This is a genomic window from Mesorhizobium sp. M1D.F.Ca.ET.043.01.1.1 (assembly GCF_003952385.1).
Classification (GTDB): domain Bacteria; phylum Pseudomonadota; class Alphaproteobacteria; order Rhizobiales; family Rhizobiaceae; genus Mesorhizobium.
Map to the genome: position 1 here is coordinate 6,130,284 of NZ_CP034444.1, position 15,354 is coordinate 6,145,637.

18 protein-coding genes and 1 riboswitch are annotated in these 15,354 nt (G+C 64.6%); of the genes, 15 read left to right on the forward strand and 3 right to left on the reverse strand.

Annotated elements, in window-relative coordinates; genetic code table 11:
• The first annotated feature begins 79 nt into the window (after positions 1-79).
• The 6 genes from EJ067_RS29345 to cobO all read left to right on the forward strand — a co-directional run bounded on the left by EJ067_RS29345 (position 80) and on the right by cobO (position 4,586).
• Positions 80-1,279: an MFS transporter gene (locus EJ067_RS29345; RefSeq protein ID WP_126088629.1), complete on the forward strand. Its 1,200-nt coding sequence runs from the start codon at positions 80-82 to the stop codon at positions 1,277-1,279.
• Positions 1,280-1,475: 196 nt separating this feature from the next.
• Complete coding sequence (locus EJ067_RS29350) at positions 1,476-2,162, forward strand: gamma-glutamylcyclotransferase (RefSeq protein ID WP_126088630.1); 687 nt, start codon at positions 1,476-1,478, stop codon at positions 2,160-2,162.
• Between the two features lie 71 nt (positions 2,163-2,233).
• A riboswitch (cobalamin riboswitch) is annotated at positions 2,234-2,433 on the forward strand.
• 36 nt (positions 2,434-2,469) lie between these two features.
• Positions 2,470-2,649 (forward strand): CbtB domain-containing protein, encoded by a 180-nt coding sequence (locus EJ067_RS29355; RefSeq protein WP_126088631.1) that lies wholly within the window; start codon positions 2,470-2,472, stop codon positions 2,647-2,649.
• 15 nt (positions 2,650-2,664) lie between these two features.
• Positions 2,665-3,456, forward strand: coding sequence for a CbtA family protein (locus EJ067_RS29360; RefSeq protein WP_126088632.1), 792 nt, complete (start codon positions 2,665-2,667; stop codon positions 3,454-3,456).
• On the forward strand, positions 3,449-3,970 hold the full coding sequence (cobU, locus tag EJ067_RS29365) for a bifunctional adenosylcobinamide kinase/adenosylcobinamide-phosphate guanylyltransferase (RefSeq protein ID WP_126088633.1): 522 nt from the start codon (positions 3,449-3,451) through the stop codon (positions 3,968-3,970). The genes EJ067_RS29360 and cobU overlap by 8 nt, the downstream gene beginning before the upstream one ends.
• A gap of 1 nt (position 3,971) precedes the next feature.
• Positions 3,972-4,586, forward strand: a complete 615-nt coding sequence (cobO, locus tag EJ067_RS29370; protein ID WP_126088634.1) for a cob(I)yrinic acid a,c-diamide adenosyltransferase — start codon at positions 3,972-3,974, stop codon at positions 4,584-4,586.
• Here the strand turns inward: cobO and cbiB are convergent.
• Positions 4,583-5,572 carry an adenosylcobinamide-phosphate synthase CbiB gene (cbiB, locus tag EJ067_RS29375; RefSeq protein ID WP_126088635.1) on the reverse strand — a complete coding sequence of 330 codons (990 nt, stop codon included), beginning with the start codon at positions 5,570-5,572 and terminating at the stop codon, positions 4,583-4,585. The two genes, cobO and cbiB, sit on opposite strands and share 4 nt — an antisense overlap.
• On the opposite strand from cbiB, the gene cobD reads away from it, so the two are divergent.
• Entirely contained in the window at positions 5,571-6,626 is a 1,056-nt protein-coding gene (gene cobD, locus EJ067_RS29380) for a threonine-phosphate decarboxylase CobD (RefSeq protein ID WP_126088636.1), read from the forward strand. The two genes, cbiB and cobD, sit on opposite strands and share 2 nt — an antisense overlap.
• Complete coding sequence (locus EJ067_RS29385; protein WP_126088637.1) at positions 6,623-7,132, forward strand: tyrosine phosphatase family protein; 510 nt, start codon at positions 6,623-6,625, stop codon at positions 7,130-7,132. Before cobD ends, EJ067_RS29385 begins: the two co-directional genes overlap by 4 nt.
• Here the strand turns inward: EJ067_RS29385 and EJ067_RS29390 are convergent.
• Positions 7,129-7,932: a creatininase family protein gene (locus EJ067_RS29390; protein ID WP_126088638.1), complete on the reverse strand. Its 804-nt coding sequence runs from the start codon at positions 7,930-7,932 to the stop codon at positions 7,129-7,131. The two genes, EJ067_RS29385 and EJ067_RS29390, sit on opposite strands and share 4 nt — an antisense overlap.
• A gap of 64 nt (positions 7,933-7,996) precedes the next feature.
• Entirely contained in the window at positions 7,997-8,380 is a 384-nt protein-coding gene (locus EJ067_RS29395) for a RidA family protein (RefSeq protein ID WP_126088639.1), read from the reverse strand.
• A 253-nt stretch (positions 8,381-8,633) separates the two neighbouring features.
• On the opposite strand from EJ067_RS29395, the gene EJ067_RS29400 reads away from it, so the two are divergent.
• Genes EJ067_RS29400 through EJ067_RS29430 form a run of 7 tightly spaced genes read left to right on the forward strand, consistent with a single transcriptional unit; the run spans position 8,634 to position 15,207 of the window.
• The gene (locus EJ067_RS29400; RefSeq protein WP_126089789.1) at positions 8,634-9,638 is read left to right on the forward strand and encodes an ABC transporter substrate-binding protein; all 1,005 of its coding nucleotides are present in this window, start codon (positions 8,634-8,636) and stop codon (positions 9,636-9,638) included.
• 15 nt (positions 9,639-9,653) lie between these two features.
• A complete protein-coding gene (locus EJ067_RS29405; RefSeq protein ID WP_126088640.1) occupies positions 9,654-10,472 on the forward strand; it encodes an ABC transporter ATP-binding protein in 819 nt (272 codons plus the stop codon).
• Positions 10,459-11,310, forward strand: coding sequence for an ABC transporter permease (locus EJ067_RS29410; protein ID WP_126088641.1), 852 nt, complete (start codon positions 10,459-10,461; stop codon positions 11,308-11,310). The genes EJ067_RS29405 and EJ067_RS29410 overlap by 14 nt, the downstream gene beginning before the upstream one ends.
• A 33-nt stretch (positions 11,311-11,343) precedes the next feature.
• Positions 11,344-12,645, forward strand: a complete 1,302-nt coding sequence (locus tag EJ067_RS29415) for a cytosine deaminase (protein WP_126088642.1) — start codon at positions 11,344-11,346, stop codon at positions 12,643-12,645.
• Positions 12,645-14,042 (forward strand): FAD-binding oxidoreductase, encoded by a 1,398-nt coding sequence (locus EJ067_RS29420; protein WP_126089790.1) that lies wholly within the window; start codon positions 12,645-12,647, stop codon positions 14,040-14,042. The genes EJ067_RS29415 and EJ067_RS29420 overlap by 1 nt, the downstream gene beginning before the upstream one ends.
• On the forward strand, positions 14,042-14,623 hold the full coding sequence (locus EJ067_RS29425; protein WP_189510166.1) for an NAD(P)H-dependent oxidoreductase: 582 nt from the start codon (positions 14,042-14,044) through the stop codon (positions 14,621-14,623). The genes EJ067_RS29420 and EJ067_RS29425 overlap by 1 nt, the downstream gene beginning before the upstream one ends.
• Positions 14,623-15,207, forward strand: coding sequence for an NAD(P)H-dependent oxidoreductase (locus tag EJ067_RS29430; RefSeq protein ID WP_126088644.1), 585 nt, complete (start codon positions 14,623-14,625; stop codon positions 15,205-15,207). Before EJ067_RS29425 ends, EJ067_RS29430 begins: the two co-directional genes overlap by 1 nt.
• The last annotated feature ends 147 nt before the right edge of the window (positions 15,208-15,354 follow it).

The following is a 15,354-nucleotide window of genomic DNA, read 5'->3' on the forward strand; positions in this document are numbered from 1 at the left end:
GCTTCTCGGAGTCGATTTCCTGCTACCGGTCCGCCACTGGTCCGGCCAGATTGGCGGGCGATTCACTTTCGGAGGGCCGATGTCCACCCATGTGCGCCATCCGATCTGGCTTCCGGCCCTGAGGCCCGCCGATGCGCGCACCTTCGCCTCGCTCTACGCGGTCGAATCGTTTGCCCGCGCCACGATCTCGAGCGTCATCCCGATCCAGGCTTACGAAATCCTGCACAGCGAGCAGATCGTCTCGATCCTCTACACCGTCGTGTCGCTGCTCGGGCTTTCGGTGACATTGTTCATGCCGATGCTGATCCGCCGCTTCGCGCGGCGCTGGGTCTATACGGCCGGCTGCCTGATGCTGGCGATCGGCTCGGTGTTCTTCGTCACCCACACGCTGCCGGGGCAGCTCGCCGGCATGCTTTGCCGTGTCATGGGGGCGAGCGCGCTGTCGATCACGCTCAACCTCTACATCATGGACCACATCCGCAAGGCCGACTTCATGCAGGCGGAATCGCTGCGCATGGCGTGGTCGATGTTCGCCTGGACCGGCGGGCCGACGCTGGGCATCTTCCTCTATACCCGATTCGGCATCTATGCCGCGCATGGCGCGGTCGTGGCGTTTGCGCTGGCGCTGCTTGCGCTGTTCTGGACCTACCGGCTGGGCGATAACCCGTCGATCCGCCCCGGCAAGAGCCGTCCGGCCAATCCGCTTGCCAATATCGGCCGCTTCATCGCGCAGCCGCGGCTCAGGCTCGCCTGGCTGATCGCCTTCGGCCGCTCCTGCTTCTGGACGACCTTCTTCGTCTATGGCCCGCTTTTCATGGTGATCACCGGCGAGGGCAAGCTTGCCGGCGGGCTGCTGGTGTCGGCAGGCAATGCGCTGCTGTTCATGGCGATCTTCTGGGGCAGGGCGGGCAAGCGCTTCGGTGGCAGACGCACCATGACCTTCGCCTATTTCGCCATGGCGGCAATGCTTTTTGCCGCGGGCGGCGTCGGCCAAGCCGCGCCGCTGCTCACGGCCGCGTTCCTGCTCTGCGGCGCGCTCTTTACGATTGCGCTCGACGCGCTGGGCTCGACCGCCTTCATGCGCTCGGTCCGTTCCTATGAGCGGGCGCAGATGGCGGCGGTCTACCGCACCTATCTCGACTTCTCCGAGCTGACACCGCCGCTGGTCTATTCGGTGGTGCTCACCTTCTTCGGCCTCGGCTCGGTCTTCGTCACGCTCGGCATACTGGCCGCCTTCTGCGGCTTCTTCACCTGGCGCTATCTGCCGAAGTCGTTTTGATCAGCGAGCGGGCTGGTACGCTGCATCGCGCCTGCCCGCCCACTTGGATCCGGCTGCATCGGCTGTTCCCCCGCTCCCGACAGCCGGCACCCCGGACCAGGCCGTTGTGAATTGCGGGGCCATTGTGGTGTCCGGGGACCGCCCTTAAGGTCGCTTGCCGATGCCGGCGCCTGCCGGCTGGCGAGGGCCGCAAAGCATGTCTGCAAGAACGATGTCGCTTACCGAGGAACTGGTAGCTCGTTGCTTTCGCATCGTCGAAGACACCGGGCCCGATCCTAACGCCGCGCATCTGGATGACGCCGACTACGATGCGATGCTGGACATCCTGGAAGCGGAACTCCCAGCTAGCGAGCCGCTCTGGCTGTTCGGCTATGGCTCGCTGATCTGGAAACCCGAGATCGAGCATGTCGAGGAGCGCGTCGCCGTGGCGCGCGGCTGGCATCGCTCTTTCTGCATGAAGATGACCCGCTGGCGCGGTACCAAACAGAGTCCGGGCCTGATGATGGCGCTGGATCGTGGCGGCCAATGCAAGGGCGTAGCATTCCGCCTGAACGGTGGCGACCGCCGGCGGGCTCTGGACAAGCTTTTCCGCCGCGAGATGACGCTGAAGCCAACCAGCTACCACCCCCGCCTGCTGCAGCTTGCAACCGACAAGGGGCCGTTGAAAGCGCTCGCCTTCGTCATCAATCGCAAGGGCACCACCTATGCCGGCCCGCTCGGCGAAAGCGAGGTGGTGGAAAGGCTGGCGACGTCCTGCGGCCATTGGGGTTCAGGCGCCGACTATCTCTACAACACCGTCAAGAATCTCGAAGCGCGCGGCATTCACGACGCCCATCTGTGGCGGCTGCAGCAGCTTGTCGCTGAAAGAATCGCCGCTTCCTAGCATGCGAATCCATGGCGCAATCGCGTTTGGCGATGACGGAAATTGGTTTGCCGCCTGCAGCGATTCTGCCTATAGTCGGTGCCGTCGTCGGTTCCGTTTTTGGAGCCAAGAGGGAATGCGGTGAGGGTGAATTTCCTGCCCAAAGCCGTGGCTGCCCCCGCAACTGTGTGCGGTAGTCCTCTCCATAGACCACTGGGGATTTTTCCTCGGGAAGGTGGGGAAGGGCGCGGATCCGCGAGCCAGGAGACCTGCCGGCGACGGGAAAGTTGACTTCGATGCCCTCGGGTGGAGGGCGAAAGGACAAGACATGAATACCGCTTCCGTCTCTCTCGGCGCCTCCGTCTCCTCGCAGTCGCGCGTCATGCAGCTGGCTCTGGCCGCGCTGCTCGGCATTTTCGTCGTCGGCTTTGTCGGCTTTTCGCATATCGATGCGGTCCACAACGCTGCGCACGACTATCGCCATTCGATGGCGTTTCCCTGCCACTGAGGAAGGCCTTACACCATGAATCTGTTTCGCAACGTCGTGTTCATCGCGGCGATCGCGGGGCTCGTGGCGGGCATCGCGCTCGCCTGCATGCAGGCCTATGCGACCGTGCCGCTGATCCTCAAGGCGGAAGTGTATGAAAAGGCAGGCGGCGGCCATCACCACGACCATGCCGCCACAACCACCGACAACAATGCGATGAGTTCGGCCGCGCCGGCGGCGATGAGCAGCGCGGCTCCAGCGCCTGCCGACGCGGCAGCTCCGGCCGAGGACGAAGGCTGGGCGCCGGCCGACGGCTTCGAGCGCTTCGCCTTCAACGTCGTCGCCAACATCGTCACCGGCATCGGTTTCGCGCTGATCCTGGTCGCGGTCTCGGAGTTTGCCGGTGGCATCGGCAATTGGCGTCAGGGAGTATTCTGGGGCCTTGCCGGTTTTGCCGTGTTCACTTTGGCGCCCGGCCTCGGCCTGCCGCCCGAACTGCCGGCGATGCCGGCGGCCGAGCTCCTGCCGCGCCAGATCTGGTGGATCTCGACTGTGGCTGCGACCGCCGCCGGACTTGGCCTGATCGCCTTTCGCAAGTCGCTGCCGCTGGCGATCCTCGGCGTCGCGTTGATCGTTGCTCCGCATATCGTCGGCGCGCCGCAGCCAGACAGCTTCGAGACGGCAATTCCGGAAGGGCTGCACCATCAGTTCGTGGTTGCCGTGACGCTCACCGACCTGGTGTTCTGGCTGGTGCTGGGCGCAGTTGTCGGCGTGGTGCGCGGCCGCTTCGCCGGCGCGGCGACCAGCCTGCGCGGCAGCTTTGCCTGATCGCGCCGAAGGTCGGCTGACCTTCATCATCGGCGGCGCGCGCTCCGGCAAGAGCGCGCATGCCGAAACCCTGGTCACGGCAAGCCCGTCGCCCTGGGCCTATATCGCCACCGCGCAAGCCTATGACGACGAGATGCGCGAACGCATCGCGCTCCATCGCGCGCGGCGCGGCGAAGGCTGGGCGACCGTCGATGCGCCTCTCGACCTCACCGGCGCGATTGAGGCTTTGCCCGATCACCAGCCGGTGCTGATCGATTGCCTGACATTGTGGCTGACCAATCATATGCTGGCGGACCATGATCTCGAGGCCGAGTGCCGGCGGCTCTCGGATGTGCTGTCGCGGCCGCGCGGGCCCTGGTTCGTGGTGGCGAACGAGGTCGGGCTCGGCATCGTGCCGGACAATGCGCTGGCGCGCCGGTTCCGCGACGCCGCCGGCCGGCTCAACCAGCAGGTCGCGGCCGTCGCCGACAGCGTGCTGATGATGGTGGCGGGGCTGCCGCTCAAGGTGAAGTGACATGGCCGAAATCGACGATAAGGATGCCGAGCGCCATCGCGCCAAGATGGCCAAGCGCAAGGCGGTGCAGGATGCCGAGGTGGCCGGCAAGACGATCGAGAAGGGACTGCTGATCGTCAACACCGGGCCGGGCAAGGGCAAGACCACCGCCGCCTTTGGCCTGGCGCTCAGGATGCTCGGCTACGGCAAGCGCGTCGGCGTCGTCCAGTTCATCAAGGGCAAATGGCACACCGGCGAGAAGAACGCCTTCGCCGCTTTCGGCGATCGCGTGGTGTGGCATGCGATGGGCGAGGGCTTCACCTGGGAGACCCAGGACCTGAAGCGCGACATTGCCGCCGCCGAGGCCGCGTGGGCGAAGGCACTGGAGCTGATGGCCGATCCTTCGATCAGCCTCGTCGTGCTCGACGAGCTCAACATCGCGCTGCGCTATGACTATCTCGATCTCGAGAAGGTGGTTGCGGCGCTGAAGGCGCGTCGCGAGGATTTGCATGTCGTCGTCACCGGCCGCAACGCCAAGCCACCGCTCGTCGAGGCGGCGGATCTCGTCACCGAGATGGGGCTGACCAAGCACCATTTCTCGGCGGGCGTGAAGGCGCAGCAGGGGATCGAGTTCTAGCCGCTGATCAAAATGGTCAGGTAGATCACGACCGCCGACAGAACCCCGAACAGAGCGATCAACAGCCCGTCGGCGATCCGGTAGAGTTTCAACGCCTGCCTGATGTCGGTGCTCTCGGCCTCGCGCCGGCCGCCTTCGCCCATGAAGGCGTCCTCGACCATCTCGCCGCCATAGCTGCGCGGCCCGGCCAGGGACAATCCCAGCGCGCCGGCCATGGCGGCTTCCGGCCAGCCGGCATTGGGCGAACGGTGTTTCTTCGCGTCGCGCCGCATGACCTGCCAGGCGTTGCGAGGATCGGCGCCCTTGACCAGGAAGGCCGCGAGCACGATCAGCAGGCCGGTGAGCCGCGAGGCCGGCAGGTTGATCAGATCGTCGAATCGCGCGGCGGCGCGACCGAAGGCCTCGTGTTTGGGCGTACGATGACCGATCATCGAATCGGCGGTGTTGGCGGCCTTGTACGCAGCCCCCCCGGCCAGCCCGCCGATGCCGGTCCAGAAGGCGGGCGCGACGATGCCGTCGGAGAAATTCTCGGCCAGGCTTTCGATCGCGGCACGGGCGATGCCTGCCTTGTCGAGCTTTTCCGGATCGCGGCCGACGATGCGCGAGACGGCGATGCGGCCGAGCGTCAGGCCACCGGTCTCCAGCGCGTCGGCAACATCCTCGACATGCTCCGCCAAGCTCTTCTGCGATAGCAGCGAAGATCCGAGTATGGCCGCGATAACCAGGCCGGAGGGGAAGATCAGCCAGAGCAGCACATGCAGCGTCAGGCCGATGGCGGCGGGCACCAGCAGGATGACGAGAAGCGCCTGGACGCCGCGACGGCGACGCAATTCGTCGGAATCGGTCGCGCGGTTGAGCCTGCGATCGAGAAAGGATATCAGCCTGCCGATCCAGGTGACCGGATGGCCGATGGCGTTGAACAGCCAGTCCGGATAGCCAAGGATACGTTCAACGGCGAGTGACAGGAAAGCGATCAGGATCGACATGAAGCTTCTGGATGGAGCGATTGCTGCGGTGGATCACGGCGGATCCCTCGGCCGGGCGAGCGCGCTCTTCCCCCACGCGCCACGGCCTTTCGTCGATCTTTCGACAGGTATCAATCCGCACTCCTACCCGCTTTTCGATCTGCCCGCCACCGCCCTGTCGCGATTGCCGGAATCCGATCGGCTGCGCGAATTGGCCGAAATTGCGGCCAGAACCTATGGCGCGCCGTCGGCGGCGCATGTCGCGGCAGCACCGGGCACGCAGATCCTCCTGCCGCGCGTCGCTTCGCTGGTGGGGCCCGGCAAGGCGCTGGTGCTCGGTCCGACCTATGCAGAGCACGCCCGGGCCGCCGCGATCGCTGGCCATGCGGCTGCGGAGGTGAACGACTTCGAGGCGTTGGCGGACGCGCACCTTGCCGTGCTGGTCAACCCGAACAATCCGGATGGGCGGGTGATCGAAAGGGATCGCCTGCTCGGCCTTGCCGCGCGGCTGCGCAGGAAGGGCGGGCTGCTGGTCGTCGACGAAGCCTTCATGGATGTCGGCCCGACCGAACACAGCTTGGCCAATGATGTCGGCGAGGGCGGCATCGTGGTGCTGCGCTCTTTCGGCAAGTTCTTCGGCCTCGCCGGCGTCAGGCTCGGTTTCGCGCTTACCGACACGCTGACTGCCGAGCGGCTGGAGGCGCAGCTTGGGCCGTGGGCCGTTGCCGGACCGGCGCTGGAATATGGCATTCGCGGGCTGTCCGACACCGAATGGCAAGCCGCCATGCGCAGACGCCTCGCTGAAGACGCCGGGCGGCTCGACGCATTGTTCGGCAAGGCCGAAGTGCCGGTTGCCAGCGGAACGACACTGTTCCGCTATCTGTCTTTCACGGATGCCCCAACCCTGTTTTCGGCGCTAGGCGAACGTGGCATTCTGCTGCGCCATTTTGCCGGGCGGCCACAAGTCTTGCGAGCCGGCTTGCCGGGCAGCGAGGCCGAATGGCAGCGCCTCGAAAGCGCGCTCGCCGCCTGGGCCGCGCGGCGCAAGGATATGGGCAAGGAGTCCGGACGATGATCCATGTCTGTCCGCTGTCGAAGATCGAGGAGACTGTGGCGAGGACCGGCGCCGAGCATTTGCTTTCGCTGCTTGCGGCCGGCACCGACGTTGTCCGCCCGGCCTCGATCCTCGCGGAAAACCATCTGCATCTGGTCATGCATGACATCGCCGTCGCGCAGGACGGCATGACCATGCCGGGCGAAGAGCATGTGCGCGCGCTTCTCGACTTCGCCTATCGCTGGGACCGGACCAAGCCGATGGTCGTGCACTGTTATGCCGGCATCAGCCGCTCGACGGCGTCCGCCTATATCATTGCGGCGGCGCTGGCGCCCAAACGCGACGAGGTGGAACTGGCCAAGACGCTGCGTTTCCTGTCACCGTCGGCGACGCCCAATCCGCGGTTAATCGCCGTCGCCGACACCTTGCTTGGACGCGACGGCCGCATGATCGCGGCGATCGAGGCGATTGGGCGCGGCGCCGATGCCTTTGAAGGGACTCCCTTCGAGCTCGATATCCAGGCTTAAGACAGCCAGTCCGCAAGCTTGGCCTTACGAACTTCCCTCACCAGGTTGATGAAGCCATCGGCCTGATGCTCGGCGGTGAGCCGGCCTTTTTCGGCGGTGGCGATGCTGGCGTCGCCGACCACCCCGTTCGGGTTGAGGTCGCTGGCGATCCAGGCGAAGGCATGCGTGCCGGTGTGGCGCAGCAGGGCGAATTCCTTTTCGGCGCGACCGACATTGGAGGCGAAATCATCGGCCTTGGTCATGTCGACGAGGTCGGGCCGGAAGCGCAGCATCAGCGAGGTCTCGACGTCGCCGCCATGGATGCCGTGACGGTCCTCCAGCTCGGTGTACATGCCGGCCGGACGGCCGAAACGCTGCCAGCTGGTCTTCACCGCCAGCATCTTCGCGCGCACACGCAATTCGCGCGTGACGATGCCCATGATCTCCTCGTTGCCGCCATGCGAGTTGACGACGATCAGTTTTCTCACGCCAGCGCGCGCGATCGACAGGCCGAGCTCGGTCCATGCATCCACCAGCGTGGTGGCCGGCAGGGTGAGTGTGCCAGGCGCATGCAGATGCTCGTTCGACTTGCCGACCGCCTGGACCGGCAGGATGCGGATATCGAGGTCGTCGGGCAGGCGCGCGATCACCGTCTCCAGCATGCCGGTCATGATCGAGGTGTCGGTCGAGACCGGAAGGTGCGGACCATGCTGCTCGATCGCCGCCACCGGCAGGACGGCGATCGTTGCCTCCGCGTCGATCGAGGCGTATTCGGTCGTCCGGTAATCGCCCCACCACACCCGTCTTGTCGTCAATTTCATCTCCCGATTGGCCCAGCTGTCACACTGGGGATGATCTAAAGCGCCTGGCCGTTCCGGGCAACCATCAGCCGGCAGCAAGCACCTCGACCTCGACCTTGAATTCCAGGCGCGCGAAGCCCGAAACGATCATAAGTGTCGAGGCCGGCGCCGGATCGGAAAAGAGGCGGTTGCGGACATCCATATAGGCCTGCAGATGCGCGCGGTCGGTGACGAAGGCGTTGATGCGCACGACGTCGTTCAGCGTCAGCCCGGCTTCGCTGAGTATCGCGGCAATGTTCTTGAAGCAGAGCTCGGTCTGCGCGCCGGCATCCTCAGGGACGGCATCATCCGGCGCTATGCCCAGCTGACCGGAGCACAGGACGATACGCTTTCCCGCCGGAATTTCGACGCCGTGGCTATAGCGGGCAAAGGGCGGCTTGATCGATTGGGGGGCGAGGTATTTGAGCATGGCATTCTCCTGTCCGCCGGCAGACTAAGGCCGGATTCACGAAACCTTCAAGATGCGGTTCATGCCGCCCGGGCGATTATGGACAGGCGTCCAAAAAATAGGCACGATGCCCCTCGTACAGCATGACCCGTCCGGTCTCGGCAATGACTGCCGCGCAAGCAGGCGGCCCAGGCGGTGGCATGTGTCTTGCTTCTTGAACAAATGGTGTCGAGCCCAGCGCGCAGCGCGCCGGAGCCAAGAGAGGGTGATGTTTATGCACGGAAAAGAGAAGATCCTGGCAGGCGCGATCGCGCTGCTGGCGGCCGGCACGATGGGCGCCGCGGCCAATGAGAAGGTCACCTTCGGCACCAACTGGCTGGCCGAGCCGGAACATGGCGGCTACTACCAGGCGATCGCCGACGGTACCTACGCCGCCTGCGGCCTCGACGTCACCATCATGCAAGGCGGCCCGCAGGTCAGCGGCCGGCCGATGCTGCTTGCCGGCAAGATCGATTTCTACATGGGCGGCAACCTGCTCTCGGCCTTCGATGCGGTGCAGCAGGGCATTCCGATGCGCGTCGTCGCCGCCGACTTCCAGAAGGATCCGCAGGTCATCATGTCCCAGCCGGGGCAGGGGCTCGACAAGTGGGAAGACCTGAAGAACGCGGATCAGTACATCCTCGGCGACGAAGGCGCGCAGACCTTCTTTCAGTGGATGGTCACCGATCTCGGCTTCGACGCTGCAAAGCGCGTGCCCTACACCTTCAATCCGGCGCCGTTCATCGCCAACAAAAAGTCGATCCAACAGGGCTATGTGACGTCCGAACCCTTCGCCGTGCAGAAGCAGGGCGGTTTCGTGCCGAACCAGTTCCTGCTCGCCGACAATGGCTGGGATACCTATGCCACGACGATCGAGGTGATGCAGGACACGATCGACAAGCGGCCGGAGGTGGTGCAGTGCTTCGTCGATGGCTCGGCCAAGGGCTGGTACAATTATCTCTACGGCGACAACAAGGCCGCCAACGATATGATCAAGAAGGACAATCCGGACATGACGGATGAGCAGATCGCCTTCTCGATCGAGCAGCTGAAGAAGTTCGGCATCGTCGATTCCGGCGATACGGAAAAGCTCGGCATCGGCGCCATGACGGATGCGCGCATCCAGAGCTTCTACGACAAGATGGTCAAGGCCAAGGTCGCGCAGCCGGGCATCGACATCAAGAAGGCCTATACGCTCGCCTTCATCAACAAGAGTGTCGGAATGGAGCTGAAGAAGTAAGGCGGCCTGCCTGAGATGATCCAGGAGAAAGTGGCGCGGAAGCCGGCATCGAGCGAGAGCCCGATGCTGCTTTCGCTGCGTAATGTCGGCAAGGTCTTCTCTAACGGCGTGACGGCGCTGAGCAAGGTCGACCTGGCGATCCGGGAGGGCGATTTCCTCAGCCTGCTCGGTCCGTCGGGCTGCGGCAAGTCGACTGCGCTTCGGCTGATCGCCGGCCTGTCGACGCCGACCTCCGGCCAGCTCGACTGGCGCGGCTCGATCGATCGCTCGAATATCGGCTTCGTCTTCCAGGAGCCGACGCTGCTGCCCTGGGCCAGCGTCTTCGACAATGTCTGGCTGCCGCTCCGGCTGAAGGGCGTGTCGCGTGCAAATGCCGAGCCGGCGGTGATGGAAATGCTGTCGCGCGTCCACCTCAACGGCTTCGAGACCGCAGTGCCGCGCGAGCTTTCCGGCGGCATGAAGATGCGCGTCTCGATCGCGCGGGCCATGGTGACCAAGCCGCGCATCCTCCTGATGGACGAACCCTTCGCCGCGCTCGACGAGATCACCCGCTTCAAGCTCAACAACGACCTTCTGGAGCTTTGGCAGGACGAGCGCTTCACCGTCGTCTTCGTCACGCACAGCGTCTTCGAGAGCGTGTTCCTGTCCAGCCGCGTCGTCGTCATGGCGGCGCGGCCGGGCCGCGTCTTCGGCGAGCTTGCAGTCGATGCGCCCTATCCGCGCGACGAGGCGTTCCGCACCTCGCCCGACTATGCGGCGCTGTGCCGGCAGGCGTCGGACGTGCTGGTCAATGCCATCAACTCAACCGCCGGATCCCATCATGACGGCCATTGAAGACACAGCCCTGAAGCTCGACCCGGAAGAGGCGCGCCGCGTCCGCCAGGAGCGGCTCGAGCGGATCGGCAAATGGGTGCTGCCGCTGGCGATCATGGTGCTGGCGATCTGGCTGTGGGACCGCATCTGCGTCTGGAACGAGATCCCGCAATACATCCTGCCGCGCCCCGGCGTGGTGCTGAAGACACTGCATGACGATGCCGGCCTGTTGTCCTCGTCGCTGCTGGTGACACTCAGGATCACCTTCCTCAGCCTGCTTCTCGCCGTCATCGGCGGCGTCGGGCTGGCGGTGCTTTTCGCGCAGTCGAAATGGGTGGAGATGTCGTTCTTCCCCTTCGCCATCGTGCTGCAGGTGACGCCGATCGTCGCGATCTTTCCGCTGATCAACATCTACATCAACAACCAGACGACCAAGCTTCTGCTCTGCGCCTGGATCGTCGCCTTTTTCCCGATCCTCTCCAACACCACGCTTGGGCTGAACTCGGTCGACCGCAACCTGCGCGATCTGTTCAAGCTCAACGGCGCGACCCGTTGGCAGCAACTGCGCTACCTGCGCCTGCCGGCGGCGATGCCCTATTTCCTCGGTGGGCTGAAGATCGCCGGAGGCCTGTCGCTGATCGGCGCCGTGGTGGCGGAATTCGTCGCCGGCGCGCAGGGGCAATCGTCGGGTTTGGCCTCGCGCATCATCGAGGCCGGCTACCGGCTCAACGCGCCGAGGCTGTTCGCGGCGCTGATCCTGATCTCGCTTACCGGCATCCTGATCTTCCTGGTGCTGTCGCTGATGTCGCATCTCATCCTGCGCCGCTGGCACGAGAGCGCGCTGAAGCAGGAGCGGTAGGGTGGTTCGTCCCGTCACCCAGGAGAGCAGCGGTTGATTCCGGTTTCGACTTCATACCATCTCGCCAACGTCCGTGTTCATCGGTCGCTGACGCCCGGTCTCGCCGCGACCTTCGACGCCGATGGTCTCGCGCTTGCCGACATGACCGTGGCCAACGGCAAGATCTCCAGCATCGTCGCGCACGGCAAATCGAAGGCCCTGGCCGAGGCCGTCGATCTCGGCGGCCGCATCGTGCTGCCGTGTTTCGTCGACTGCCATACCCATATCGACAAGGGCCATATCTGGCCGCGAAAACCCAATCCCGACGGCACCTTCATGAGCGCGCTCAATGCCACTGGCGCCGACCGCGCCGCGCGCTGGAACGCTGAGGACGTCGCGCGGCGCATGGATTTTTCGCTGCGCTCGGCCTACGCGCACGGCACCAAGGCCCTGCGCACGCATCTCGACAGCGTTGCGCCGCAGGAAGAAATCTCCTGGCCGGTGTTCGAAACGATGCGCGAGACTTGGCGCGGACGCATCGACCTGCAGGCCGCCTGCCTGCTCGGCATCGAAGGGGTGCGCGACAAGGCCTGGTTCGAGCGGCTGGCGAAGCGCGTCGCTGTGGCCAAGGGCGTGCTCGGCGTCGTCACCTATATGGTGCCCGACCTCGAGGAGTTGCTCGACCAGGTTTTCGCGCAGGCGATCAAGCACGGGCTCGACCTCGATTTCCATGCCGACGAGACAGACGACGTCGCGGCCATCTCGCTGAAGAAGATCGCCGAAGCTTCGTTGTGGAATGGTTTTGACGGCAATATCCTGGTCGGCCATTGCTGCTCGCTCTCGCGCCAGCCGGATCTCGAGGTGCTCGACACGCTGGACAAGGTGGCGAAGGCGGATCTCGCCGTGGTGTCGCTGCCGATGTGCAACCTTTATCTGCAGGACAGGCGCAACAATCAGACCACCCCGCGCTGGCGCGGCGTGACGCTGCTGCACGAGATGAAGGCGCGCGGCATCAAGGTGGCGGTCGCCTCCGACAACACGCGCGATCCGTTCTACGCCTATGGCGATCTCGACATGCTGGAAGTCTACCGCATGGCGACGCGCATCCTGCATTTCGACCATCCGATCGGCGACTGGCCGAAGGCTGTAGCGGCGACGCCAGCCGAGGTGATGCGCCTGGAAGGCGTCGGCACGCTTGCCGTCGGCGGCAACGCGGACTTCATCGTCTTCAAGGGGCGCAATTGGACCGAATTGCTGTCGCGGCCGGAATCGGATCGCATCGTCGTGCGCGACGGCCGGGCGATCGAACGCAAGCTGCCCGACTATGCCGAACTCGATGAACTGATGGTGGAATGATGGATATCGCAGCGCTGAAGCGCGATCTCGAAGGGCTGAAGATCGACGACCATCCGGCGATCGTCCAGCAGAAGAGCCGTGACTTCTACTGGTACAGCCCGGTTCTGAAGCAGCAGCTCGACCATATCACCGGCGACCTCATCGTCACACCGAAGAACGAGGACGAGGTGATCCGTGTGCTTGCCGCCTGCCACAGGCACAGCGTTCCGGTCACGCCGCGCGGCAGCGGTACCGGCAATTACGGACAGGCAATGCCGCTGTCGGGCGGCGTGGTGCTCAATCTCGCCGAGATGAACGAAGTAAAGGCGGTCGCGCCGGGACGCGTGGTGACCGGAGCGGGTGCGGTGCTGGCCGATATCGACAGAGCGACGCGCGCCCATTCCGCACAGGAACTGCGCATGTCCCCGTCGACCTACAATACCGCATCGATCGGCGGCTTCGTCGCCGGTGGCTCGGGCGGCGTCGGCTCGATCCGCTGGGGCGGATTGCGCGACCTCGGCAACGTCATCCGGCTGAGGACCGTGACGATGGAGGCCGAGCCGCGCGTCATGGAGCTCACGGGCGAGGACGTGCTCAAGGTCATGCACGCCTACGGCACCAACGGCATCATCACCGAGGTCGAGATGCCGCTGACGGCCTCATACGATTGGATCGACGTCATCGTCGGCTTCGACGATTTCATGGATGCGGCCGGCTTCGGCAACGATCTGGCCGTCCAGGACGGCATATTGGCGAAGCTGATCACGCCGATAGCGGCGCCCATCCCTTACGACTATTTCAAGCGCCACCAAAAATTCTTCCGGCGCGAGCAGAGCATCGTGGTTTGCATGATCGCGCCGCATGCGATGGACGCCTTCGTCGCTTTCGTCCACAGCACCAAGGGCGAAATCGTCTTCCGCGCCGACCGGGAAACTGATCTCAAGGGGCTGCCGCCGGCCTACGAGCTGACCTGGAACCACACGACGCTGCGCGCCATCCGGGTCGATCCGACCATCACCTATCTGCAGGCGCGCTATCCGTCGCCGGACCACCTCGCTCACGTCAAGGCGATGGTCGACCGCTTCGGCGACGAGGTGCCGGCGCATCTCGAATTCATCCGCTTCGACGGCGCGATCGGCGCCGCCGGCCTGCCGCTGGTGCGCTTCACAACGGAAGAGCGGCTGGATGAGATCATCCGCATCCACGAGGACAATGGCTGCTGGATCTTCAACCCGCACCGCTACACGCTGGAAGAGGGCGGCATGAAGCAGACCGACGAGGTGCAGCTTGCCTTCAAGCGCGAGACCGACCCGCAAGGCCTGCTCAACCCGGGCAAGATGATCGCTTGGGAAAACCCAAACTATGACTACCGCTCCGGCAAGTCGTTCCTGTTCAAGGGGCTGCAAAAGGCGGGCTGATGAAAATCCTCGTCCTCTTCGCTCATCCGGTGGAGACCAGCTTCAATGCCGGCCTGCACCGAGTGATCGTGGAGCGCTTGACGGCAGCAGGTCACGCGATCGACGACTGCGATCTCTATGCCGAGGATTTCGATCCCAGGCTGACGCGGGCAGAACGGCTCGGCTATCACGACCAGCGCGGGCCGAACGACGCGGTCGCCGGCTACGTCGAAAGGCTGCGCAAAGCCGAAGCGCTGGTGCTGTCGTTTCCGGTGTGGAATTACGGCTATCCGGCGATCCTGAAAGGCTTCTTCGATCGCGTCTTCCTGCCAGGCGTGTCGTTCAAGCTGGTCGACGGCAAGGTTCAGCCGACGCTGCACAACATAAGCAAGTTGGCGGCCATCACCACCTATGGCGGCAGCCGGTTTCGCGCCATGCTGATGGGCGATCCGCCGCGCAAGGTGGTGAAGCGCATGCTGCGCGCCACCATCAAGCCTGGCGCTCCGGTCTCCTATCTCGCGCACTATTCGATGAACCTGTCGACCGACGCGTCGCGAGCGGCATTCACGGCGAAGGTGGCCGCCAGCATGGATCAATTCTGATGCGCGTGCTGGTGGTCTATTGCCATCCGGTTCCCGAGAGCTATTGCGCGGCAATCCGCGACACCGCCGTCGAGGTGCTGGAGAGGAGAGGCTGGGACGTGCGGCTGCTCGACCTCTATGCCGAGAACTTCAATCCAGTGATGAGCTGCGAGGAGCGGCGCTTGTACAATGAGCGCGCGCCCCAGGATCCGGCGCTCGAACCACATTTCGATCATCTGATGTGGGCGGAGGCGATCCTCTTCATCTATCCGACCTGGTGGTACGGCCTGCCGGCGATGCTGAAGGGCTGGTTCGATCGCGTGTGGGCGGCCGACATCGCCTTCAAGCTTCCGGCCGGCAAGGGGCGGATCACGTCGCTGATGAGGCATGTGACCAAGGTCGGCGTCATCACCACTTGCGGCGCGCCGACGTGGTGGAGCGTGGTCGTCGGCCAGCCCGGCCGCAAGACCATCCTGCGCGGCATGCGGGCGCTGTGCGCGACACGCTGCAAGACGTTTCTGGCACATTACCTGATGGACGCCTCGACGCCGAAAAGCAGGGCGGCGTTTCTGGCGAAGGTGCGGGCGAGGCTGGAGCGGTTTTGAAGGCCGGACTTTCCCTTCTCCCCTTGTTGTGGGAGAAGGTGTCGCCGAAGGCGACGGATGAGGGGTGTTCCAGGGAAAGCCGGCGGCTCACTGTGCTGGAACACCCCTCGTCCGTCTCGGCGCTATCGCGCCGATCCACCTTCTCCC

What these genes read in the sequence shown, in the direction of transcription:
- EJ067_RS29345 (WP_126088629.1), top strand. Translation starts at nt 80, where the DNA reads ATGTCCACCCATGTGCGCCATCCGATCTGGCTTCCGGCCCTGAGGCCC.
- EJ067_RS29350 (WP_126088630.1), top strand. Translation starts at nt 1,476, where the DNA reads ATGTCTGCAAGAACGATGTCGCTTACCGAGGAACTGGTAGCTCGTTGC.
- EJ067_RS29355 (WP_126088631.1), top strand. Translation starts at nt 2,470, where the DNA reads ATGAATACCGCTTCCGTCTCTCTCGGCGCCTCCGTCTCCTCGCAGTCG.
- EJ067_RS29360 (WP_126088632.1), top strand. Translation starts at nt 2,665, where the DNA reads ATGAATCTGTTTCGCAACGTCGTGTTCATCGCGGCGATCGCGGGGCTC.
- cobO (WP_126088634.1), top strand. Translation starts at nt 3,972, where the DNA reads ATGGCCGAAATCGACGATAAGGATGCCGAGCGCCATCGCGCCAAGATG.
- cobD (WP_126088636.1), top strand. Translation starts at nt 5,571, where the DNA reads ATGAAGCTTCTGGATGGAGCGATTGCTGCGGTGGATCACGGCGGATCC.
- cbiB (WP_126088635.1), bottom strand. Translation starts at nt 5,572, where the DNA reads ATGTCGATCCTGATCGCTTTCCTGTCACTCGCCGTTGAACGTATCCTT.
- EJ067_RS29385 (WP_126088637.1), top strand. Translation starts at nt 6,623, where the DNA reads ATGATCCATGTCTGTCCGCTGTCGAAGATCGAGGAGACTGTGGCGAGG.
- EJ067_RS29390 (WP_126088638.1), bottom strand. Translation starts at nt 7,932, where the DNA reads ATGAAATTGACGACAAGACGGGTGTGGTGGGGCGATTACCGGACGACC.
- EJ067_RS29395 (WP_126088639.1), bottom strand. Translation starts at nt 8,380, where the DNA reads ATGCTCAAATACCTCGCCCCCCAATCGATCAAGCCGCCCTTTGCCCGC.
- EJ067_RS29400 (WP_126089789.1), top strand. Translation starts at nt 8,634, where the DNA reads ATGCACGGAAAAGAGAAGATCCTGGCAGGCGCGATCGCGCTGCTGGCG.
- EJ067_RS29405 (WP_126088640.1), top strand. Translation starts at nt 9,654, where the DNA reads ATGATCCAGGAGAAAGTGGCGCGGAAGCCGGCATCGAGCGAGAGCCCG.
- EJ067_RS29410 (WP_126088641.1), top strand. Translation starts at nt 10,459, where the DNA reads ATGACGGCCATTGAAGACACAGCCCTGAAGCTCGACCCGGAAGAGGCG.
- EJ067_RS29420 (WP_126089790.1), top strand. Translation starts at nt 12,645, where the DNA reads ATGGATATCGCAGCGCTGAAGCGCGATCTCGAAGGGCTGAAGATCGAC.
- EJ067_RS29425 (WP_189510166.1), top strand. Translation starts at nt 14,042, where the DNA reads ATGAAAATCCTCGTCCTCTTCGCTCATCCGGTGGAGACCAGCTTCAAT.
- EJ067_RS29430 (WP_126088644.1), top strand. Translation starts at nt 14,623, where the DNA reads ATGCGCGTGCTGGTGGTCTATTGCCATCCGGTTCCCGAGAGCTATTGC.